This window comes from Streptomyces sp. CB02980 (assembly GCF_014451325.2).
Lineage (GTDB): Bacteria > Actinomycetota > Actinomycetes > Streptomycetales > Streptomycetaceae > Streptomyces.
Genome location: NZ_JACSCH020000004.1, coordinates 356,901 through 372,559, shown reverse-complemented (window position 1 = coordinate 372,559; position 15,659 = coordinate 356,901). Strand labels below are relative to the sequence as shown.

18 protein-coding genes are annotated in these 15,659 nt (G+C 70.9%); 9 read left to right on the top strand and 9 right to left on the bottom strand.

The window, feature by feature from the left end:
* Nucleotides 1-52: 52 nt before the first annotated feature.
* Complete coding sequence (locus E0F75_RS11935; protein ID WP_187622483.1) at nt 53-868, bottom strand: hypothetical protein; 816 nt, start codon at nt 866-868, stop codon at nt 53-55.
* A 150-nt stretch (nt 869-1,018) separates the two neighbouring features.
* On the opposite strand from E0F75_RS11935, the gene E0F75_RS11930 reads away from it, so the two are divergent.
* Entirely contained in the window at nt 1,019-1,894 is an 876-nt protein-coding gene (locus E0F75_RS11930) for a DUF4097 family beta strand repeat-containing protein (RefSeq protein ID WP_187622482.1), read from the top strand.
* 1 nt (nt 1,895) lies between these two features.
* Nucleotides 1,896-2,795, top strand: a complete 900-nt coding sequence (locus tag E0F75_RS11925; RefSeq protein WP_187622481.1) for a PadR family transcriptional regulator — start codon at nt 1,896-1,898, stop codon at nt 2,793-2,795.
* A 198-nt stretch (nt 2,796-2,993) separates the two neighbouring features.
* Here the strand turns inward: E0F75_RS11925 and E0F75_RS11920 are convergent, their stop codons facing one another.
* Together E0F75_RS11920 and E0F75_RS11915 are read right to left on the bottom strand one after the other, a co-directional pair.
* The gene (locus E0F75_RS11920) at nt 2,994-4,337 is read right to left on the bottom strand and encodes a cellulase family glycosylhydrolase (RefSeq protein WP_374115397.1); all 1,344 of its coding nucleotides are present in this window, start codon (nt 4,335-4,337) and stop codon (nt 2,994-2,996) included.
* Between the two features lie 153 nt (nt 4,338-4,490).
* Nucleotides 4,491-5,456, bottom strand: coding sequence for a zinc-binding dehydrogenase (locus tag E0F75_RS11915; protein WP_187622480.1), 966 nt, complete (start codon nt 5,454-5,456; stop codon nt 4,491-4,493).
* An 86-nt stretch (nt 5,457-5,542) separates the two neighbouring features.
* On the opposite strand from E0F75_RS11915, the gene E0F75_RS40005 reads away from it, so the two are divergent.
* The gene (locus E0F75_RS40005; protein ID WP_267499404.1) at nt 5,543-5,677 is read left to right on the top strand and encodes a hypothetical protein; all 135 of its coding nucleotides are present in this window, start codon (nt 5,543-5,545) and stop codon (nt 5,675-5,677) included.
* A gap of 163 nt (nt 5,678-5,840) precedes the next feature.
* Here the strand turns inward: E0F75_RS40005 and E0F75_RS11910 are convergent, their stop codons facing one another.
* Complete coding sequence (locus tag E0F75_RS11910) at nt 5,841-7,052, bottom strand: NADP-dependent malic enzyme (RefSeq protein WP_187622479.1); 1,212 nt, start codon at nt 7,050-7,052, stop codon at nt 5,841-5,843.
* Between the two features lie 536 nt (nt 7,053-7,588).
* Here E0F75_RS11910 and E0F75_RS11905 point away from each other — a divergent pair.
* The 3 genes from E0F75_RS11905 to E0F75_RS11895 are packed head-to-tail and all read left to right on the top strand — an operon-like array spanning nt 7,589 to nt 10,321.
* Complete coding sequence (locus tag E0F75_RS11905) at nt 7,589-8,554, top strand: ABC transporter substrate-binding protein (RefSeq protein ID WP_187622478.1); 966 nt, start codon at nt 7,589-7,591, stop codon at nt 8,552-8,554.
* Between the two features lie 55 nt (nt 8,555-8,609).
* Entirely contained in the window at nt 8,610-9,557 is a 948-nt protein-coding gene (locus E0F75_RS11900; RefSeq protein WP_187622477.1) for an amino acid ABC transporter permease, read from the top strand.
* Entirely contained in the window at nt 9,554-10,321 is a 768-nt protein-coding gene (locus E0F75_RS11895; protein WP_308189572.1) for an amino acid ABC transporter ATP-binding protein, read from the top strand. The genes E0F75_RS11900 and E0F75_RS11895 overlap by 4 nt, the downstream gene beginning before the upstream one ends.
* Nucleotides 10,322-10,416: 95 nt before the next feature.
* On the opposite strand, the gene E0F75_RS11890 is transcribed toward E0F75_RS11895, so the two are convergent.
* Complete coding sequence (locus E0F75_RS11890; RefSeq protein WP_187622476.1) at nt 10,417-11,166, bottom strand: trans-aconitate 2-methyltransferase; 750 nt, start codon at nt 11,164-11,166, stop codon at nt 10,417-10,419.
* A gap of 94 nt (nt 11,167-11,260) precedes the next feature.
* Between E0F75_RS11890 and E0F75_RS11885 the strand changes: the two genes are divergently transcribed.
* On the top strand, nt 11,261-11,890 hold the full coding sequence (locus E0F75_RS11885; protein WP_187622475.1) for a CGNR zinc finger domain-containing protein: 630 nt from the start codon (nt 11,261-11,263) through the stop codon (nt 11,888-11,890).
* Here the strand turns inward: E0F75_RS11885 and sodX are convergent.
* Nucleotides 11,794-12,270, bottom strand: coding sequence for a nickel-type superoxide dismutase maturation protease (sodX, locus tag E0F75_RS11880; protein WP_308189571.1), 477 nt, complete (start codon nt 12,268-12,270; stop codon nt 11,794-11,796). The two genes, E0F75_RS11885 and sodX, sit on opposite strands and share 97 nt — an antisense overlap.
* A gap of 143 nt (nt 12,271-12,413) precedes the next feature.
* Here sodX and sodN point away from each other — a divergent pair, with 143 nt between their 5' ends.
* Both sodN and E0F75_RS11870 read left to right on the top strand, forming a co-directional pair.
* Nucleotides 12,414-12,809, top strand: coding sequence for a superoxide dismutase, Ni (gene sodN / locus E0F75_RS11875; RefSeq protein WP_030320908.1), 396 nt, complete (start codon nt 12,414-12,416; stop codon nt 12,807-12,809).
* Nucleotides 12,810-12,909: 100 nt separating this feature from the next.
* A complete protein-coding gene (locus tag E0F75_RS11870) occupies nt 12,910-13,296 on the top strand; it encodes a VOC family protein (RefSeq protein ID WP_187622473.1) in 387 nt (128 codons plus the stop codon).
* Here the strand turns inward: E0F75_RS11870 and E0F75_RS11865 are convergent.
* The 3 genes from E0F75_RS11865 to E0F75_RS11855 all read right to left on the bottom strand — a co-directional run bounded on the left by E0F75_RS11865 (nt 13,286) and on the right by E0F75_RS11855 (nt 15,507).
* Nucleotides 13,286-13,936 carry a hypothetical protein gene (locus tag E0F75_RS11865; RefSeq protein WP_187622472.1) on the bottom strand — a complete coding sequence of 217 codons (651 nt, stop codon included), beginning with the start codon at nt 13,934-13,936 and terminating at the stop codon, nt 13,286-13,288. The two genes, E0F75_RS11870 and E0F75_RS11865, sit on opposite strands and share 11 nt — an antisense overlap.
* A gap of 129 nt (nt 13,937-14,065) precedes the next feature.
* A complete protein-coding gene (locus E0F75_RS11860) occupies nt 14,066-14,542 on the bottom strand; it encodes a GNAT family N-acetyltransferase (RefSeq protein ID WP_187622471.1) in 477 nt (158 codons plus the stop codon).
* Nucleotides 14,539-15,507: a LysR family transcriptional regulator gene (locus E0F75_RS11855; protein WP_187622470.1), complete on the bottom strand. Its 969-nt coding sequence runs from the start codon at nt 15,505-15,507 to the stop codon at nt 14,539-14,541. The genes E0F75_RS11860 and E0F75_RS11855 overlap by 4 nt, the downstream gene beginning before the upstream one ends.
* Nucleotides 15,508-15,659: the final 152 nt, after the last annotated feature.

Below are 15,659 nucleotides of genomic sequence, written 5' to 3'. Positions count from 1 at the left end.
CTCGCAGGAACGGCCGCGACCGACTGCGGGAGGGGTGACCCCGCGCGCGGGGTCACCCCTCCCGCAGTCGGTCGTAGACGAGGCCGAGCGCGCCGTGGGCGACGAGCAGCGCCCCGGCCGTCGCCCAGCCGCCACTGCGCCGGCCGAGGCCCCAGACCAGCAGCGGCACTCCCGCGGCGAGCTGGGCCCCGCCCAGTACGCGCGCCTTGGGGCCGCGCAGGTACGGGCCGAGGGGACCGCCCTCCACCACGTCGAGTTCGGCGCGTACGGCGTCCCTCCAGCCCGACCATTCGAGCTGCTCGGCACCCTGGGCCAGGGCCACGGAGCGGAGCCGGTCGGCGCTCTCGCCGGGGTGGAGCCCGGTCGGCAGGGCGAGCCCGACGCGGCCGAGGACGGCGACGACGCCGAGCAGCCGGCTGTGGGCGTCGGCCTCCGGATCGGGCTGGGTGAGCGGTCCCAGGGCCTGGACGTCCAGGACGGGGTCGAGCGCGAGCCGGGCGGCGAAGGTGCGCATGGCCTCGTCCTCGCCGACGGGGGTGCCGTCCGCGAGCCAGGTGTAGCCGACCGTGCGGCGGAAGCCTGCGGCGAGCGTGAGACCGGCCCGGTCGCGGTCCCACCAGAACGCGACGACGGGCCAGCCGGCGGCCGAGACGGCGAGTGCGGTGGCCCAGCCGGTGACGACCTGTTCGACCGGCTCCCCGCCGTGGAGCCAGGGCTTCCCCTCCGGTACGAGCACGCTCCAGTCGTCGCCCGCGGGAGCGAGCAGCAGGTGCTCGCGGAGCAGCTGGGCGGGTGGCCGGACCGCCGGGGGATCGGCACGGCAGAGGAGCAGCGCCCCGACGGGATTCGGTCCGGATGTCGCGTTCATGGACCCCACGCTAGGCCAATTTGTCCGTGTACGGAGGCAATTGCCCCCACCCTGTCAGGGGAGAGTCAGGGTTGACTTCCCTTCACCGCGATATATCGTGTCTATCGAGAAACACGATATGTTGCGTTGCCGAAACGGGAGGTCAGCACCATGACAGAGTGGTCCGTCACCGAGCCGACGAAGCTGGCCCCTGCCGACCCCGTGACCCGACTGCAGGTCCGCATCGTCAACGGCACGGTGAACGTGGTGGGGACGGACGAGAGTTCCGCCCGCGTGGAGGTCTCCGAGGTCGAGGGCCCGCCGCTGCTCGTGTCCCAGGACGGCTCCACCCTGACCGTGGGCTACGAGGACCTCCAGTGGAAGAGCGCCCTCAAGTGGCTCGACCGCAAGGAGTTCCGGCGCCGGGCCGTCGTCTCCGTAGCCGTCCCCGCGGGCGTCGACGTCGAGGTGACCGTGGTCGGCGCCGAGGCCGTCGTCACCGGCATCACGGGGCGTACGGAGGTGCGCGGCGTCTCCGGCGACACCACCCTCCTCCGGCTCTCCGGCCCGGTCCGCGCCGAGAGCGTCTCGGGCAATCTGGAGGCCCAGTCGGTCACGGGCGCGCTCCGGATCAACTCGGTGACCGGCGACGTGACGGTGATCGAGGGCGCGGGCGCCTCCGTGCGGGCCGAGACCGTCAGCGGCGACATGGTCATCGACCTCGACCCGGCCGAGCTCGACGGGCCGCCCGCCGACATCCGGCTCTCCAGCCTCTCCGGCGAGGTCGCCATCCGCCTCCCCCACCCGGCCGACGCCCGCGTCGAGGCCAACACGACGACGGGCTCCGTGTCGAACGCCTTCGAGGACCTGCGCGTGGCCGGGCAGTGGGGCACCAAATCCGTCACCGGCACCCTCGGTTCGGGGCGCGGCACCCTCAAGGCGACCACCGTCTCCGGCTCCATCGCGCTGCTCCGCCGTCCCGAGTCCGAAGAGGACGGCGGCTCCACCCCCTCCCCCACCCCCTCCGCGACCGGAAAGGTGCTCTGACATGCCGCCCGTCTTCGCGCACGGCCGCCTGCGTCTCTATCTGCTGAAGCTGCTCGACGAGGCGCCCCGCCACGGCTACGAGGTGATCCGCCTTCTGGAGGAGCGCTTCCAGGGCCTGTACGCACCCTCGGCCGGCACGGTCTACCCGCGCCTGGCCAAGCTGGAGGCCGAGGGCCTCGTCACCCACGCCAGCGAGGGCGGCCGCAAGGTCTACTCGATCACCGACGCCGGCCGTGCCGAACTGGCCGGGCGCGGCGCCGAACTGGACGACCTGGAGCGGGAGATCCGCGAGTCGGTGTCGGAGCTCGCGGCGGAGATCCGCGACGACGTGCGCGGTGCGGCGGGCCGGGTGCGCAGCGAGATGCGCGCGGCGGCGGGCCGGACCCGTGCGGCGGAGTCCTCCTCGTTCACCGAGGCCAAGGAGGAGCTGCGCCGGGTCGGGCAGGAGTGGAAGGAGCAGGCCCGCCAGGCCCGCGCCGAGGCGAAGTCCGCCCGCCATCAGGCGAAGGAGTTCCAGCGGATCGCCCAGCAGGTGCAGGAGGAGGTCCAGGACCGTTTCTCGCGCGGCGACTGGCCCAAGGGGGTCTGGGAGGGCCTCTCGGACATCACGGCCCAGCTCGGCGGCCTCGTGGCGGGCACGACCCACCCCAAGGCCGCAGGCCAGGAACCGCCGTTCGCGGCGGCCCCGGCCGGCGAGGTGCCGGAGTGGGCGCGGGACACGGAGGGCTCGGGCGACCCGGCCCGCGACCTGGACCGGCTCCTCGACCGCTTCCGCGACGAGATCAGGGACGCGGCCCGCGACCACGGGGTGAGCCAGGAGCAGCTGGCCGAGACCCGCGACCAGCTGTCGAAGGCGGCGATCCGGATCACGGGCCTGCTGCGGTCCCGGCCGAGAACGTGACCGCCGGGGTCACGCCGTCCGGGTCGAGAGCGTGACCGCCGGGGTCGCGAGGTCCGGGTCGAGAGCGTGACCGCCGGAGTCACGAGATCCCAGGCCGAGAGCGCGACCGCCGGAGTCACGAGATCCCAGGCCGAGAGCGTGACCGCCGGAGTCACGACGTCCCGGCCGAGCGTCTGACCCCAGCCTCCCGGCAGGGTCTCAGCGCCGGGTGACGGTCACCGTCACCCGGGCGCCCGGGACCGCGAGGACCAGGGCCCGGCCGGGGGTCGGGCGGAGCACCAGCGCCCCGCCCCGGGCCGTCACCCGCCAGTCGCCGGGCGGCAGGGCGAGCTCGGTGACCCGGGAGCCGCGGCGCCCCGCGGAGTCGTACGAGAGGCGGTAGACCCCGGCCCCCGGGTCGTAGGCGGCGGAGCGCACCGTGCCCGCGACCGCCTCCGCGTACGGCTCGGCGGTCAGCTCCTTGTTCGTACGGAACGCCCCCGTGCCGTCCACGGCGCAGTAGCCGCCGCCGTAACACCACTCCCATCCCGCCCAGCCGGAGCTGTAGCGGCCGAGCGAAGCCATGGCCTCCCGGTAGAAGCGGTTCATGTTCGGCTGGGAGTTGTTGAGCGGTCCCCACTCGCCCACCACCACGGGGACCTTGTACTCCTTCGGGTACAGGGTGACGGCCTGCTCGTAGTTCTCGATCCAGCGGGCTCCCGGGTCGTAGTCCCCACCGGCCTCCATCGCGCCGTTGTAGAAGTGCGGGGCGTAGACGATCTTCGGGTCGTCGATCCGGCCGAGCCCCGTGGGCACGCCCTCGCCCACGATGGGAGTCGGCTCGACGAAGATCCAGTTGTCCTTGTCGACCGAACGGATCGCGTCCGCGACGCGGTTGTACATCGGGGTGATCTGCTCCCGCTCGATGCGCCGGGCGGCGGTCGCCAGGTCCTCGCCCTCGCGCAGCTCGCCCATCGGCTCGTTGATCGGGTCGTAGCCGAGCACGGCCGGGTGGTCCTCGAAGCGATCGGCGAGCACCCGCCACATCCGGGCCTGGGCGCGCCGCAGGTCCGCGTCCTCGTACAGGTGGGTGAAGGCGCGCTGCACGGCGGGCTCGAAGTACTCGGAGAACCAGTCGTCGGGGTGCGGCGTGAACGGCAGTCCGTCGGTCCTGGTCGCCCAGGCGGGCACGCCACGATGACCGAAGGCGGGCCCGAAGACGTCCTGGTGCGCGTCGATGAGGACCTTGACGTCGTGCCTCTCGGCCCAGTCCAGGATCCGTTCGATCTTCCGCAGATAGGACTGGCTGTACTGACCGGGCCGGGGCTCCAGGTCGTCCCAGAAGACAAGGACCCGGGCGAAGTTGAAGCCCTTGGCCCGCATCTCGCGGAAGTGCTTCTCAGTGACGCCGGAGAGGGCGGCGTCACCGCTGTGCGCCTTGTCCCCGACGTTCCAGCCGCGCAGGGTGAGGACGCGGCCGCGCTCGTCGGTGAGGGCGGGTATCGCGTCCCCGCCAACCTCTCGGCGGTCGGCCGCGGCAACGGCAGGGACGGTGGGGGCGATCAGTGCGGCGGCGAGGGCGCCCGTGACAAGGGTGGTTCGCCACGCGTGGGTGGTTCGCGACAAGGTAGACCTCCGGCCCGACGAAGTGAGCGTTGTTCACGTTTCACGTGCCGGAGATCCCATCAGTCCTACCGACGAGTCATCAAGAGGTCGTCACGAGGTCTTCAAGACGATCTTTCCGAAGAGTTCGCCGGCGGCCAGCCGCTCGAAGCCCTCCCGCGCCCGGTCCAGCGGCAGGACCTCGTCGACGACCGGGCGGATCCCCGTCGCCGCGCAGAAGGACAGCAGGTCCTCCAGCTCGTCCTTGGAGCCCATGGTCGAGCCGACGACCTTCAGCTCCAGGAAGAAGATCCGGGTCAGCTCGGCGTGTGCGGGCCGGTCGCCGCTCGTGGCGCCCGAGATGACGAGCGTGCCGCCGGGCCGCAGCGACTTGACGGAGTGGGACCAGGTGGCGGCGCCGACGGTCTCGATGACCGCGTCGACCCGCTGCGGGAGCCGCGCGCCCGGCTCGAACGCCTCGACGGCGCCGAGCTCGACGGCCCGCTTCCGCTTCTCCTCGTCGCGGCTGGTGGCGAAGACCCGCAGGCCGGCGGCCTTGCCGAGGGCGATCGCGGCGGTGGCGACACCGCCGCCGGCGCCCTGCACGAGCACCGAGTCCCCGGGCCGTACGCCGGCGTTGGTGAAGAGCATGCGGTAGGCGGTCAGCCAGGCGGTGGGCAGACAGGCGGCCTCCTCGAAGGAGAGCTCCTTCGGCTTGGGCAGCACGTTCCAGCGGGGCACGGTCACCCGCTCGGCGAAGGTGCCCTGGTAGCGCTCGGTGAGGATGGACCGGGGCTCGTCGGGTCCGACGCCGTGGCCGGTCTGGCCGATCACGGAGTGCAGGACGACCTCGTTGCCGTCCTCGTCGATCCCGGCGGCGTCGCAGCCGAGGATCATCGGCAGCTTCTCCTCGGACAGCCCGACCCCGCGCAGCGACCACAGGTCGTGGTGGTTGAGCGAGGCGGCCTTGACGGTGACGGTGGTCCACCCCGGCCGTACCTCGGGTTCGGGACGTTCACCCAATTCGAGGCCGTTCAGGGGCTGGTCGCGGTCGATTCGGGCAGCGTAGGCAGCGAACATGGCCCGACCCTAGGCGGCCACGGGCAGGCCACGGAACCACGCACCCGTGTGACGCGCGTCCCTCCCCCGCCGGTACGGTGCCGGGCATGGCAGACATGCGCGGGTTCGCGGTCTCCTGGTGGGCCGCGCCGGAGAGCGGGACCGGCGCCCACGACGCGGTGAAGCCCTCGGTCGCGGCCCTGTTCCTCGCTGCCCGGTACCCGTCCGCGCACGGCTCCTGACCACCCCCGGGACTCGCCCGGCTCCTGACCGGCCCCGGGGAACTCGTACAGCTCCTGGCCGGCCCCGGGCACTCGTACATCCCCCGACCGGCCCTGGGCCGCCGTACCCGAAAGGGCCCCGTCCTGGGAGCAGGACGGGGCCCTTCACGGGGTGTGCGGCGCGTCAGCGGCGGGCGACGCCCTCCGCGCGGGCGGCGGCGGCGACCGCGGCCGCGACGGCCGGGGCGACCCGCTCGTCGAACGGCGACGGGATCACGCAGTCGGCGGCGAGCTGGTCGCCGACGACGTCCGCGATCGCGTTGGCCGCGGCGATCTTCATGCCCTCGGTGATCCGGGAGGCCCGGACCTGGAGCGCGCCGGCGAAGATGCCGGGGAACGCGAGGACGTTGTTGATCTGGTTCGGGTAGTCCGAACGCCCGGTCGCCACGACGGCCGCGTACTTGTGCGCGACGTCGGGGTGGACCTCGGGGTTCGGGTTGGCCATGGCGAACACGAAGGCGTTCGGGGCCATGGAGGCGACGGCCGCCTCGGGGACCGTACCGCCGGAGACGCCGATGAAGACGTCGGCGCCGGCGAGGGCGGTCTCCAGGGAGCCGCTGAGGCCCGCCTTGTTGGTGAGGTCGGCGATCTCGCGCTTGACCGGGTTGAGGTCGTCCCGGTCGCGGCTGACGATGCCCTTGCGGTCGGCGACGGCGACGTCGCCGAGCCCGGCCTCCAGGAGGAACTTGGCGATGGCGACACCGGCCGCACCGGCCCCGGAGATGACGGCGCGCAGGTCGCCGAGGGTCCGGCCGGTCAGCTTCGCCGCGTTACGGAGGGCGGCGAGGGTGACGATGGCGGTGCCGTGCTGGTCGTCGTGGAAGACGGGGATGTCGAGGCGCTCCTGGAGCTTGCGCTCGATCTCGAAGCACCGCGGTGCCGAGATGTCCTCCAGGTTGACGCCGCCGAAGGACGGGGCCAGCCGGACGACCGTCTCGACGATCTCGTCGGTGTCGGTGGTGGCGAGGGCGATCGGGACCGCGTCCACGCCGCCGAACTGCTTGAAGAGGATGGCCTTCCCCTCCATGACCGGGAGGGAGGCCTCCGGGCCGATGTCACCGAGGCCGAGCACCGCCGTACCGTCGGTCACGACCGCGACGACCTGGGACTTCCAGGTGTAGTCGTTGACCAGGTCGGGCTGCTCGGCGATCGCGGTGCACACCTTGGCGACGCCGGGCGTGTACGCGAGGGACAGGTCGTCCTTGTTCCGGACCGGAACGGTGGCCTGAATGGCCATCTTGCCGCCCCGGTGGAGGGCGAAGACAGGATCGAAGGGCTCCTCCGGAGCTCCTTCCGTACCGCTGTCATTGCGAGGATTGACGATCTCCGCTGCCATTGGGTTGACCCCTTAAGTCTGCTTCATTTGAGGGTTGGCCGCTCCTGGTGTGGAGCGGTGGGCGGGTCCCGCGGCCGCCGTGTCTGGTAGCCGCGCGGGCGCGCCGCACAACGCGCCCTGAGCCCCGGATGAGGGGTGTAAGGATCCTTCTTACCGGACGGACGGCACCGCAGACGAGTCCATATCCGCTCGGTGACGCGACTCATACCGAGCGCGTCCGGACACGGACGGAGGACGACACGTCACCCCATGTCCATATAGGTGCTTCAAGCACCCGATTGGTGGCCTTCGTGTCGTCCGAATGGCGAGATCAACAGGAAATTCTTCGGTGGCGTGGAAGGCATCCAGCAGAAGATCCGGCCCTGATGTACCGGCCTGTTGGCATTCGAGGGTCACCCGTTATCCGATTTTGACATCCGTGGCCGTCGGTTTGAGGCGGTCCGAATGGCAAGATGCCGTAATCACACGAGGTCACGACACTCGAAGAGACGTACGTGACCACTGGCAACTCCCTCACACGCCGGAGGAACCCGATCATGACCGCACGCTCCACGCGCTGTACGACCGCCAAGACCCGCACCTCCCGTCTTGCCGCGGTCGCCGCCATCGCGGTCGTCGGCTCCGTGCTGCTGACCGCCTGTGGCGACCAGACCGAGGGCGGCTCCTCCGCCACCCCGACGAAGGACGGCGGCTCCGCCAACGCCGCCCCGCTCTTCTCGAAGCTCCCCGCCGACATCCAGAAGGCCGGTGTCATCAACGTCGGCACGGACGCCTCGTACGCCCCGATGGAGTTCACCGAGGGCGGCAAGATCGTCGGCGTCGACCCCGACATCGCCGCGGCCCTGAGCAAGCAGCTCGGTGTCGAGCTCAAGTTCACCTCGGGCACCTTCGACGGTCTGATCACCTCGATCTACACCGGCCGCCAGGACCTGATCATGTCCTCGATGACGGACAACAAGAAGCGGCAGGAGGGCCTGGACGACAACGGGAAGAAGATCGGCAAGGGCATCGACTTCGTCGACTACTTCAGCTCCGGCGTCTCCCTGCTGGTCAAGAAGGGCAACCCGCAGGGCATCAACTCGCTCGACGACCTCTGCGGCAAGACCGTGGCCGTCCAGCGCGGCACGATCTACGAGGACACCTTCAAGGCCCAGGCCACGAAGTGCGGCGCCAACAAGCTGACGATCCAGGCCTTCGACACCGACGCCGAGGCGCAGACCCGCGTCAAGGCCGGCGGCGCCGTGGCCGACCTCAACGACTACCCGGTGGCCGCGTACATCGCGAAGACCTCGGGCGGCGGCAACGACTTCGAGGTCGTCGGCAGCCAGAGCGACGTCGGCCTCTTCGGCATCGGTGTCTCGAAGGAGAACACCCAGCTGCGCGACGCCGTCAAGGAAGCGCTCGACGCGATCATCAAGGACGGCACCTACGCCGATGCCCTGAAGAAGTGGGACGTCACGGACAGCGCCGTCAAGTCGGCCACCGTCAACGCCGGCGAGTGACCTTCCCCGTCAACGCCTGCAAGTGACCTCCCCGCTCCACTGAAGGGCAGTCGTCATGACTGACAAGATCTCCAAGGACCCGGCCGCCGCTCCGGCCGGGTCCGGCCCCTCGGGCACGCCGTACGAGGCGATCAAGGCCATCCCCGTACGCCACTACGGCCGCTGGATCAGCGCCGTCGTGGTCGTCGCGCTGCTCGGCTGGCTCGTCTACGCCTTCTCCCAGGGCAACATCATCTGGGACACGGTGTGGGACAAGCTGTTCGACCCGTCGATCCTCGACGGCCTGGCGAACACCGTGATCATCAGCGTCACCTCGATGGCCCTCGGCCTCGTCCTCGGTGTCGTCTTCGCCGTCATGCGGCTGTCCAAGAACCCCGTGACCGGCGCCGTCGCCTGGCTCTACATCTGGTTCTTCCGGGGCACCCCGGTCTACGTGCAGCTGCTGGTCTGGTTCAACCTGTCGCTGATCTTCGAGTACATCAACCTCGGGCCGATCTACAAGAACGAGACCGTCGACGTCATGACGCCGTTCATGGTCGCGCTGCTCGGCCTCGGCCTCAACGAGGGCGCCTACATGGCGGAGATCGTCCGGGCCGGCATCCAGTCCGTCGACGAGGGGCAGACGGAGGCCGCGCACGCGCTCGGCATGTCCCAGACCAAGACCATGGGGCGGGTCGTCCTTCCGCAGGCCATGCGGGTCATCGTGCCGCCGACGGGCAACGAGTTCATCAACATGCTGAAGACCTCGTCACTGGTCTCGGCCGTGCAGTACACCGAACTGCTGCGGGCCTCCCAGAACATCGGAAGCACGGCCGGCGCCGTGATGGAGATGCTGTTCGTCGCCTCCATCTGGTACCTGGTGCTGACCAGTGTGTTCAGCGTCGGCCAGTACTACCTGGAGCGTCGCTTCGCCCGCGGTTCGCTGCGGAGTCTGCCGCCCACCCCCTGGCAGCGGGTTCGTGCGAACCTGACTATGTTCAAGCGTTCGGAGGTGTCGGGATGACCGGCCAGCCCATGGTCAAGGCCGAAGGCGTCCACAAGTCCTACGGCGCGGCACACATCCTCCGGGGCATCGACCTGGAGGTCCAGAACGGAGAGGTCTTCTGCCTCGTCGGGCCCTCCGGCTCCGGCAAGTCGACCTTCCTCCGCTGCATCAACCACCTGGAGCGGGTCGACGGCGGCCGGCTGTCGGTCGACGGCCAGCTGGTCGGCTACCGGGAGAAGAGCGGCAAGCTCTACGAGCTGAAGGACAGTGAGGTCGCGGTCCAGCGCCGTGACATCGGCATGGTGTTCCAGCGCTTCAACCTCTTCCCGCACATGACTGCCCTGGGCAACGTCATGGAGGCGCCCATCCAGGTGAAGGGCGAGTCCAAGGCCGTGGCGCGCGAGCGGGCCCAGCGGCTGCTCGACCGGGTCGGCCTGGGCGACAAGATGGGCAACTACCCGTCGCAGCTCTCCGGCGGTCAGCAGCAGCGTGTCGCCATCGCCCGCGCACTGGCGATGGAGCCGAAGCTGATGCTCTTCGACGAGCCGACCTCGGCGCTCGACCCGGAGCTGGTCGGTGACGTCCTCGACGTCATGCGGGACCTCGCCGAGTCGGGCATGACGATGATCGTCGTCACGCACGAGATGGGCTTCGCCCGTGAGGTCGGCGACTCGCTGGTCTTCATGGACGGCGGTGTGGTCGTCGAGTCGGGCAACCCGCGCGACGTCCTGGGCAACCCGCAGCACGACCGGACGAAGGCGTTCCTGTCGAAGGTGCTGTAGGACAGAGGTGCCGTAGGACGAGTGCCGCGAGGCGCTTCCTACGGGAAGGGGCGGTACGGGAGAACCCGTACCGCCCCTTCCCGTATCCGCGCGGGCTACTTCACGGCGAGGAGCAGGGTGTCGGAGGGCGAGGCCCAGACGGTCCTTGCCTCGCCGAATCCGGCGGCAAGGAGGGTGTCGGCGTGCCAGCGCGGGGAGGGCGTGTCGCCGTCGGCGTGCTCGCCGTAGATCTCGAAGCGGCGGGCGGTGGGCTCGGCGAGGACGGGGTCCTTGGCGGCGAGGGCCCACCACTCGGCCCAGTCCAGGGCCCCGCCGGTCTTGGCGCGGTCCATGACGGCGTGGCGCTGGGCGCGCTCCGCGGCGTTGATCCGGGGGGTGGCCGTGTCGATCATGTGGTCGGCGTTCATGAAGACGCCGTCGTCGCGGACGAGACCGGCGAGCCGGCCGTAGAGGGCCGTCAGGGGCTCGCTGTGGAGCCAGTGGAGCGCGGTGGCGGTGAGGACGGCGTCGTACGAGTCGTGGGGCAGCCCGGCGGCCCAGTCGGGGTCCTTGAGGTCGGCGGTCACGAAGGTGACGCGCTCGTCGCCGGCGAAGTAGCCCTCGGCGATGGCGAGGAGGGCCGGGTCGAGATCGACACCGGTACTGGTCGCCTCCGGGAACCTCTTGAGGAGCCGATCCGTGATACTTCCCGTACCGCACGCGAGGTCGAGGACGCGGGGCTTCGGTCCCACCAAGGCCTCGACCATGTCGAGCATCACCCGGAAGCGCTCCTCCCGGTCCGGCATGTACCACTCCTGCTGACGGTCCCAGCTCTGCTGCCAGGCCGCCCAGTCGGTTCCGGTCATCGCCGTTCCTCCCCCTCTTTGTAATACCCTCAAAGGGTAAACAGTTGTTACCCCTTCCGACCGAGACACTAGCCCGCCGCAGTAAGGACTACAAGTGGAACTGGCCCATTACTCGGATTTCGCCGTACGTCTGGTCAACACCGAGGAGCCGGCGCGCGGCAAGGACTCCCTCACCTCCGTCGAGGTGATCCGGGAGCTCTTCGGCGCGGCCTCCCAGATGGCCCGGCGGGTCACGGAGGCGGACCTGCCCCGCTTCCGCGCGGTACGGACCCGGCTGCGGGCGGTCTTCGCCCTGGCCGACGAGGGCGACCACACGGGGGCCGTCGACCTCCTGAACTCGCTCCTCCTGGAGTTCCCGGTCAGCCCCCAGATCTCCGGCCACGACATCCTCGACGAGAACGGCCAGCCCCGGTGGCACATGCACCTCGCCGACCACTCCTCGAACGCGACCACGGGATACGCCGCGATCTGCGCGATGGGGCTGGCCTTCCACCTGACGGAGTTCGGCGCCGACCGGCTCGGCCTCTGCCAGGCACCGCCCTGCCGCAACGCCTACCTGGACACGTCCACCAACCGCTCCCGGCGCTACTGCTCGGACCGCTGCGCGACCCGCGCCAACGTGGCCGCCTACCGGGCCCGCAAGCGCCTGGAGGCCGACCGGCCGGACCGGACGGGCCTCACCGCCGAGAACAGCCAGGAGAGCGTCACCCCGGGCGACCGCTGACGCCCCGGCGTCAGCGGCCGGTAGCGCGCCCGCACCCGCCCGAGAACCAGCTCGGGCGGTACGGCCCCGAAGACCCGGCTGTCGCCCTCGGCGTCCGGGTTGTCGCCGAGCACCCACCAGCCGCCGTCACGTCGCTCGATCAGCCGCTTCACGATGAGCAGATCCTGCTGGAGCGGATGCCGCACCACGGCCACGCACCCCGGCCGCAGACGTCCTCCGTAGTGCACGAGCAGCTGATCCCCGTGGAGCAGGGTGGGCACCATGGACACCCCCGTCACCTCGGCGACACCGAACGGAGCCCCGGCCTCCGCCACCCGCTCCCGCCCCGATTCCCTCATCGGCACCTCCCGCTCCGCCCGCCGGTCCACACCCGCATCCACCCACACATCCGCTCGTTCACTCGTACACGAGTCCCATGGTGACCCTGGACTTTTGACCTAAGCCCCAGGGGGCGCCCGCGAAATCGCCCTTCTCACCGAGTAATGTCCCACCTGAGAAGACGATCACGAGGAAGGACGGCTCAATGCTCTCCCGCCTGTTTGCCCCCAAGGTGAAGGTCAGCGCCCACTGCGACCTCCCGTGCGGCGTGTACGACCCGGCCCAGGCCCGCATCGAGGCCGAGTCGGTCAAGGCTGTCCAGGAGAAGTACCAGGCGAACGAGGACGCGCACTTCCGCGCCCGCGCCACGGTCATCAAGGAGCAGCGCGCGGAGCTCGCCAAGCACCACGTCTCGGTGCTCTGGAGCGACTACTTCAAGGCCCCGCACTTCGAGAAGTACCCCGAGCTCAACCAGCTGGTCAACGACACCCTGAAGGCCCTCTCGGCCGCCAAGGCGTCGACGGACCCGAAGACGGGCGAGAAGGCGCTGGAGCTCATCGCCGAGATCGACCGCATTTTCTGGGAGACGAAGAAGGCCTGACCTTCTGGTTCTCTTCCGAAGGGGTACGACCGCCTGGCGGTCGTACCCCTTCGGACTTTCCCGCCGCAATACCGACGTTCCTACAGAAGGGTGATGCTCCATGCGCGTCAAAGCATTCGACCACCTGGTACTCAACGTGACCGACGTCGACAAGGCCCTCGCCTTCTACACCGGGCCCCTTGGGCTCGCCGGCGAGCGGGTCGAGGAATGGCGGGCCGGGAAGGTGTCCTTCCCGTCCGTGCGGATCGACGAGAGCACCGTCATCGACCTCTTCTCGCGCCCGCGCGGCGAGTCCAACGTCGATCACATATGCCTCGTCGTGGACCCCCTCGACTGGCAGGAGGTCCTCGACTCCGGGACGTTCGACGTCATCGAGGGCCCCGTCCCCCGCTGGGGCGCCCGCGGTTCGGCCCAGTCGGTCTACGTCAAGGACCCGGACGGCAACACGGTCGAGCTGCGCTGGTACCCGCAGGACGTCACGGAGTAGGGCCTACCCGCCCCTCCGTCGGCGCCGGCAGCACCAGGGCCCTGGCCAGCGCGGCTGCCACCGCGGTCGCGTGGCCGGGGACGTACCGGGTGGTCCACTCGGTTGCCGTCCGGAGGAAGCCGGCCAGATCGCGTTCCGCGCCGGCAAGGAGGCGCCGCAGGTCGGTGACGGGGAGCTCGATCACCGGGCTGTCGGCCCGTTCGGTGTCGACGGTCAGCCGCACCGTGTCGCCGACGCGCTCCGCGAGCGGCGAGGGGTCGTGGCCGAAGCCGGCCCACCCGTCCCCGTCGAGGACCTCGAACCAGTCGCGCCGCTCGTCCAGCCCGTTGCAGCAGCCGGGCAGGAGCGTGACGCCGGTCGCGGTGTCGGTGACCCGCAGCCCCCCGGCCGCGAAGAGGTCCTCCATGGTCAGCAGCCCATGAAGGAAGCCGCCCAGCGGATCGGCCGGGCGCTGCGGACGATCCTCGTCCACCGGATCGACGGTGTTGCACTCGGCGATGCGCATCACCGCCGTACCGACCTCCGCCGTACCGAGCCGGCCACTGAGCGGCAGGAAGCCGTACGTCCCCGAGTCCGCGACCGGCCAGAGGCCGAAGTCGCGCGTACCGAGGATCTCCAGGACGGGATGAAGGACGATCATCCGAAGAGTGTGCGTCACTGGGCTTCCCTGGAGCCCGCCCGTCGGGAGCTCGTGCGCTGGTGGCTGCGGGCCGGGCGGCTGCTCGCCGGGCCCTGGCCGCCGCCCCGCGGCTGAGCGCCTGCGGGCCGCCTACGCCTCCGTGCGGAGGCTGTAGCGCTGCTTCTCCTTCGACGTGGCGCCCAGCCGGTCGTAGAAGCGGATCGCGCTCTCGTTCCACGCGGGGGTCTGCCACTGGATCTCCGCGAGTCCGAGTCGGCTCGCCTCCGCGCGGACCGCCGCCATCAGGAGCGGGCCCAGGCCGTGGCCCCGGGAGGTCTCCGTGAGGTAGAGGCAGTCCATGTGGAGGTACTCCGTGCCGTCCCAGGTGGAGAGCTCCGGGGCGCAGCTCGCGTAGCCCGCGAGGGTGCCGTCGGGGAGGGCCGCGACAAGGCAGCGGAGGCGGGGCGCTTCGGTGCCGAAGAGGAGGCCGGTGAGCCGGTCCGCGAGGCCGGGCGCCGGGGGCGCCGCCTTCTCGTACGCCGCGTGCTCGGCGATGAGTTCCACGACCCGCGGCAGGTCCTCGGGGCGGGCGTGTCGGACCAGTGCCTGTGCCGGGTGTTCGCTCATGCCGTCATCATGCACGGCCCCACGGACAGCATCGCCGCCGTCCCCTGCCGCCGCAGCCACTCGCGGTACGGGGCCGCCCTCAGGGCCACCTCCCGGTAGGCCGCCGCGAGTTCCGCGTACAGCGTGTCCAGGGGCGCCCCGGGGCGCGCGTACAGCACGAGCCGGACGGCCAGCGGGTCGCCGCGCAGCGGGCGGACGGCCATGTCCTCGCGCGGGCCCGAGGTCGGCTGGCAGGGGGCGACTGCCTCGCCGAGGACGATGAGGGAGGCGGCCGTGTGGTAGTCGCCGTGCAGCAGCGGCGGGTCGATGCCGGCGGCGTCCAGGACCCGGCGGAGGCCGTCCCATTCGCCGTCCACGGTCGGGTCGACCATCCAGTGGTCGCCGGCCAGGTCGGCGAGGTCCACCACGGGCCGGGCGGCGGCCGGATGGTCGCGGGCCATGGAGACGAACTGCGGTTCGCGGGCGACCAGGACCCGCCCTTTGAGGCCCTCGGGGACCCGTAACGGGCAGCCCTCCACCTCGTGCACGAAGGCCACGTCGAGCTGCCCGGCGGCGACGCTCCGCAGCAGCGCGTTCGCGGAGACGTCCATCCGCAGGCCGATGTCGGTGCCGGGCAGCCGCTGGCGGAGCCGGCGCAGCCAGCCCGGGAGCGCCCGGCTCGCGGTGGAGCCGACGCGGAGCCCGAGTCCGTCGGTGCGGGCGGCGGCGGCCCGGGTCTCGGTGACGAGCGCCGCCATGTCGGCGACGAGCGGGCGGGCCCGGCTGAGCAGGGAGCGGCCGAGCGGGGTGGGGCGGCAGCCGGTGCGGCCGCGGGAGAAGAGCTCGGCACCCAGGGAGTTCTCGATGCGGCGCAGCTGGGTGGTCAACGACGGCTGGCTCATGCCCAGTTGCCGGGCCGCCTTGTGCAGGCTGCCCGTGTCCGCGATGGCGCAGAGCGCGCGCAGGTGTCTCACCTCCAGCTCCATGCCCCGAGGGTAGGGCGGCTCCATGGCTCGCACCAGATACCCGGAACCCCTCAATCACCTTTGATTTCAAGGGAGTTGGGGGTGTTTCGACCAGGTGATGCGGTGATGCTATCGCCGGTTGACATCATCCCCACGCGCCCCGGCTCCCCCGA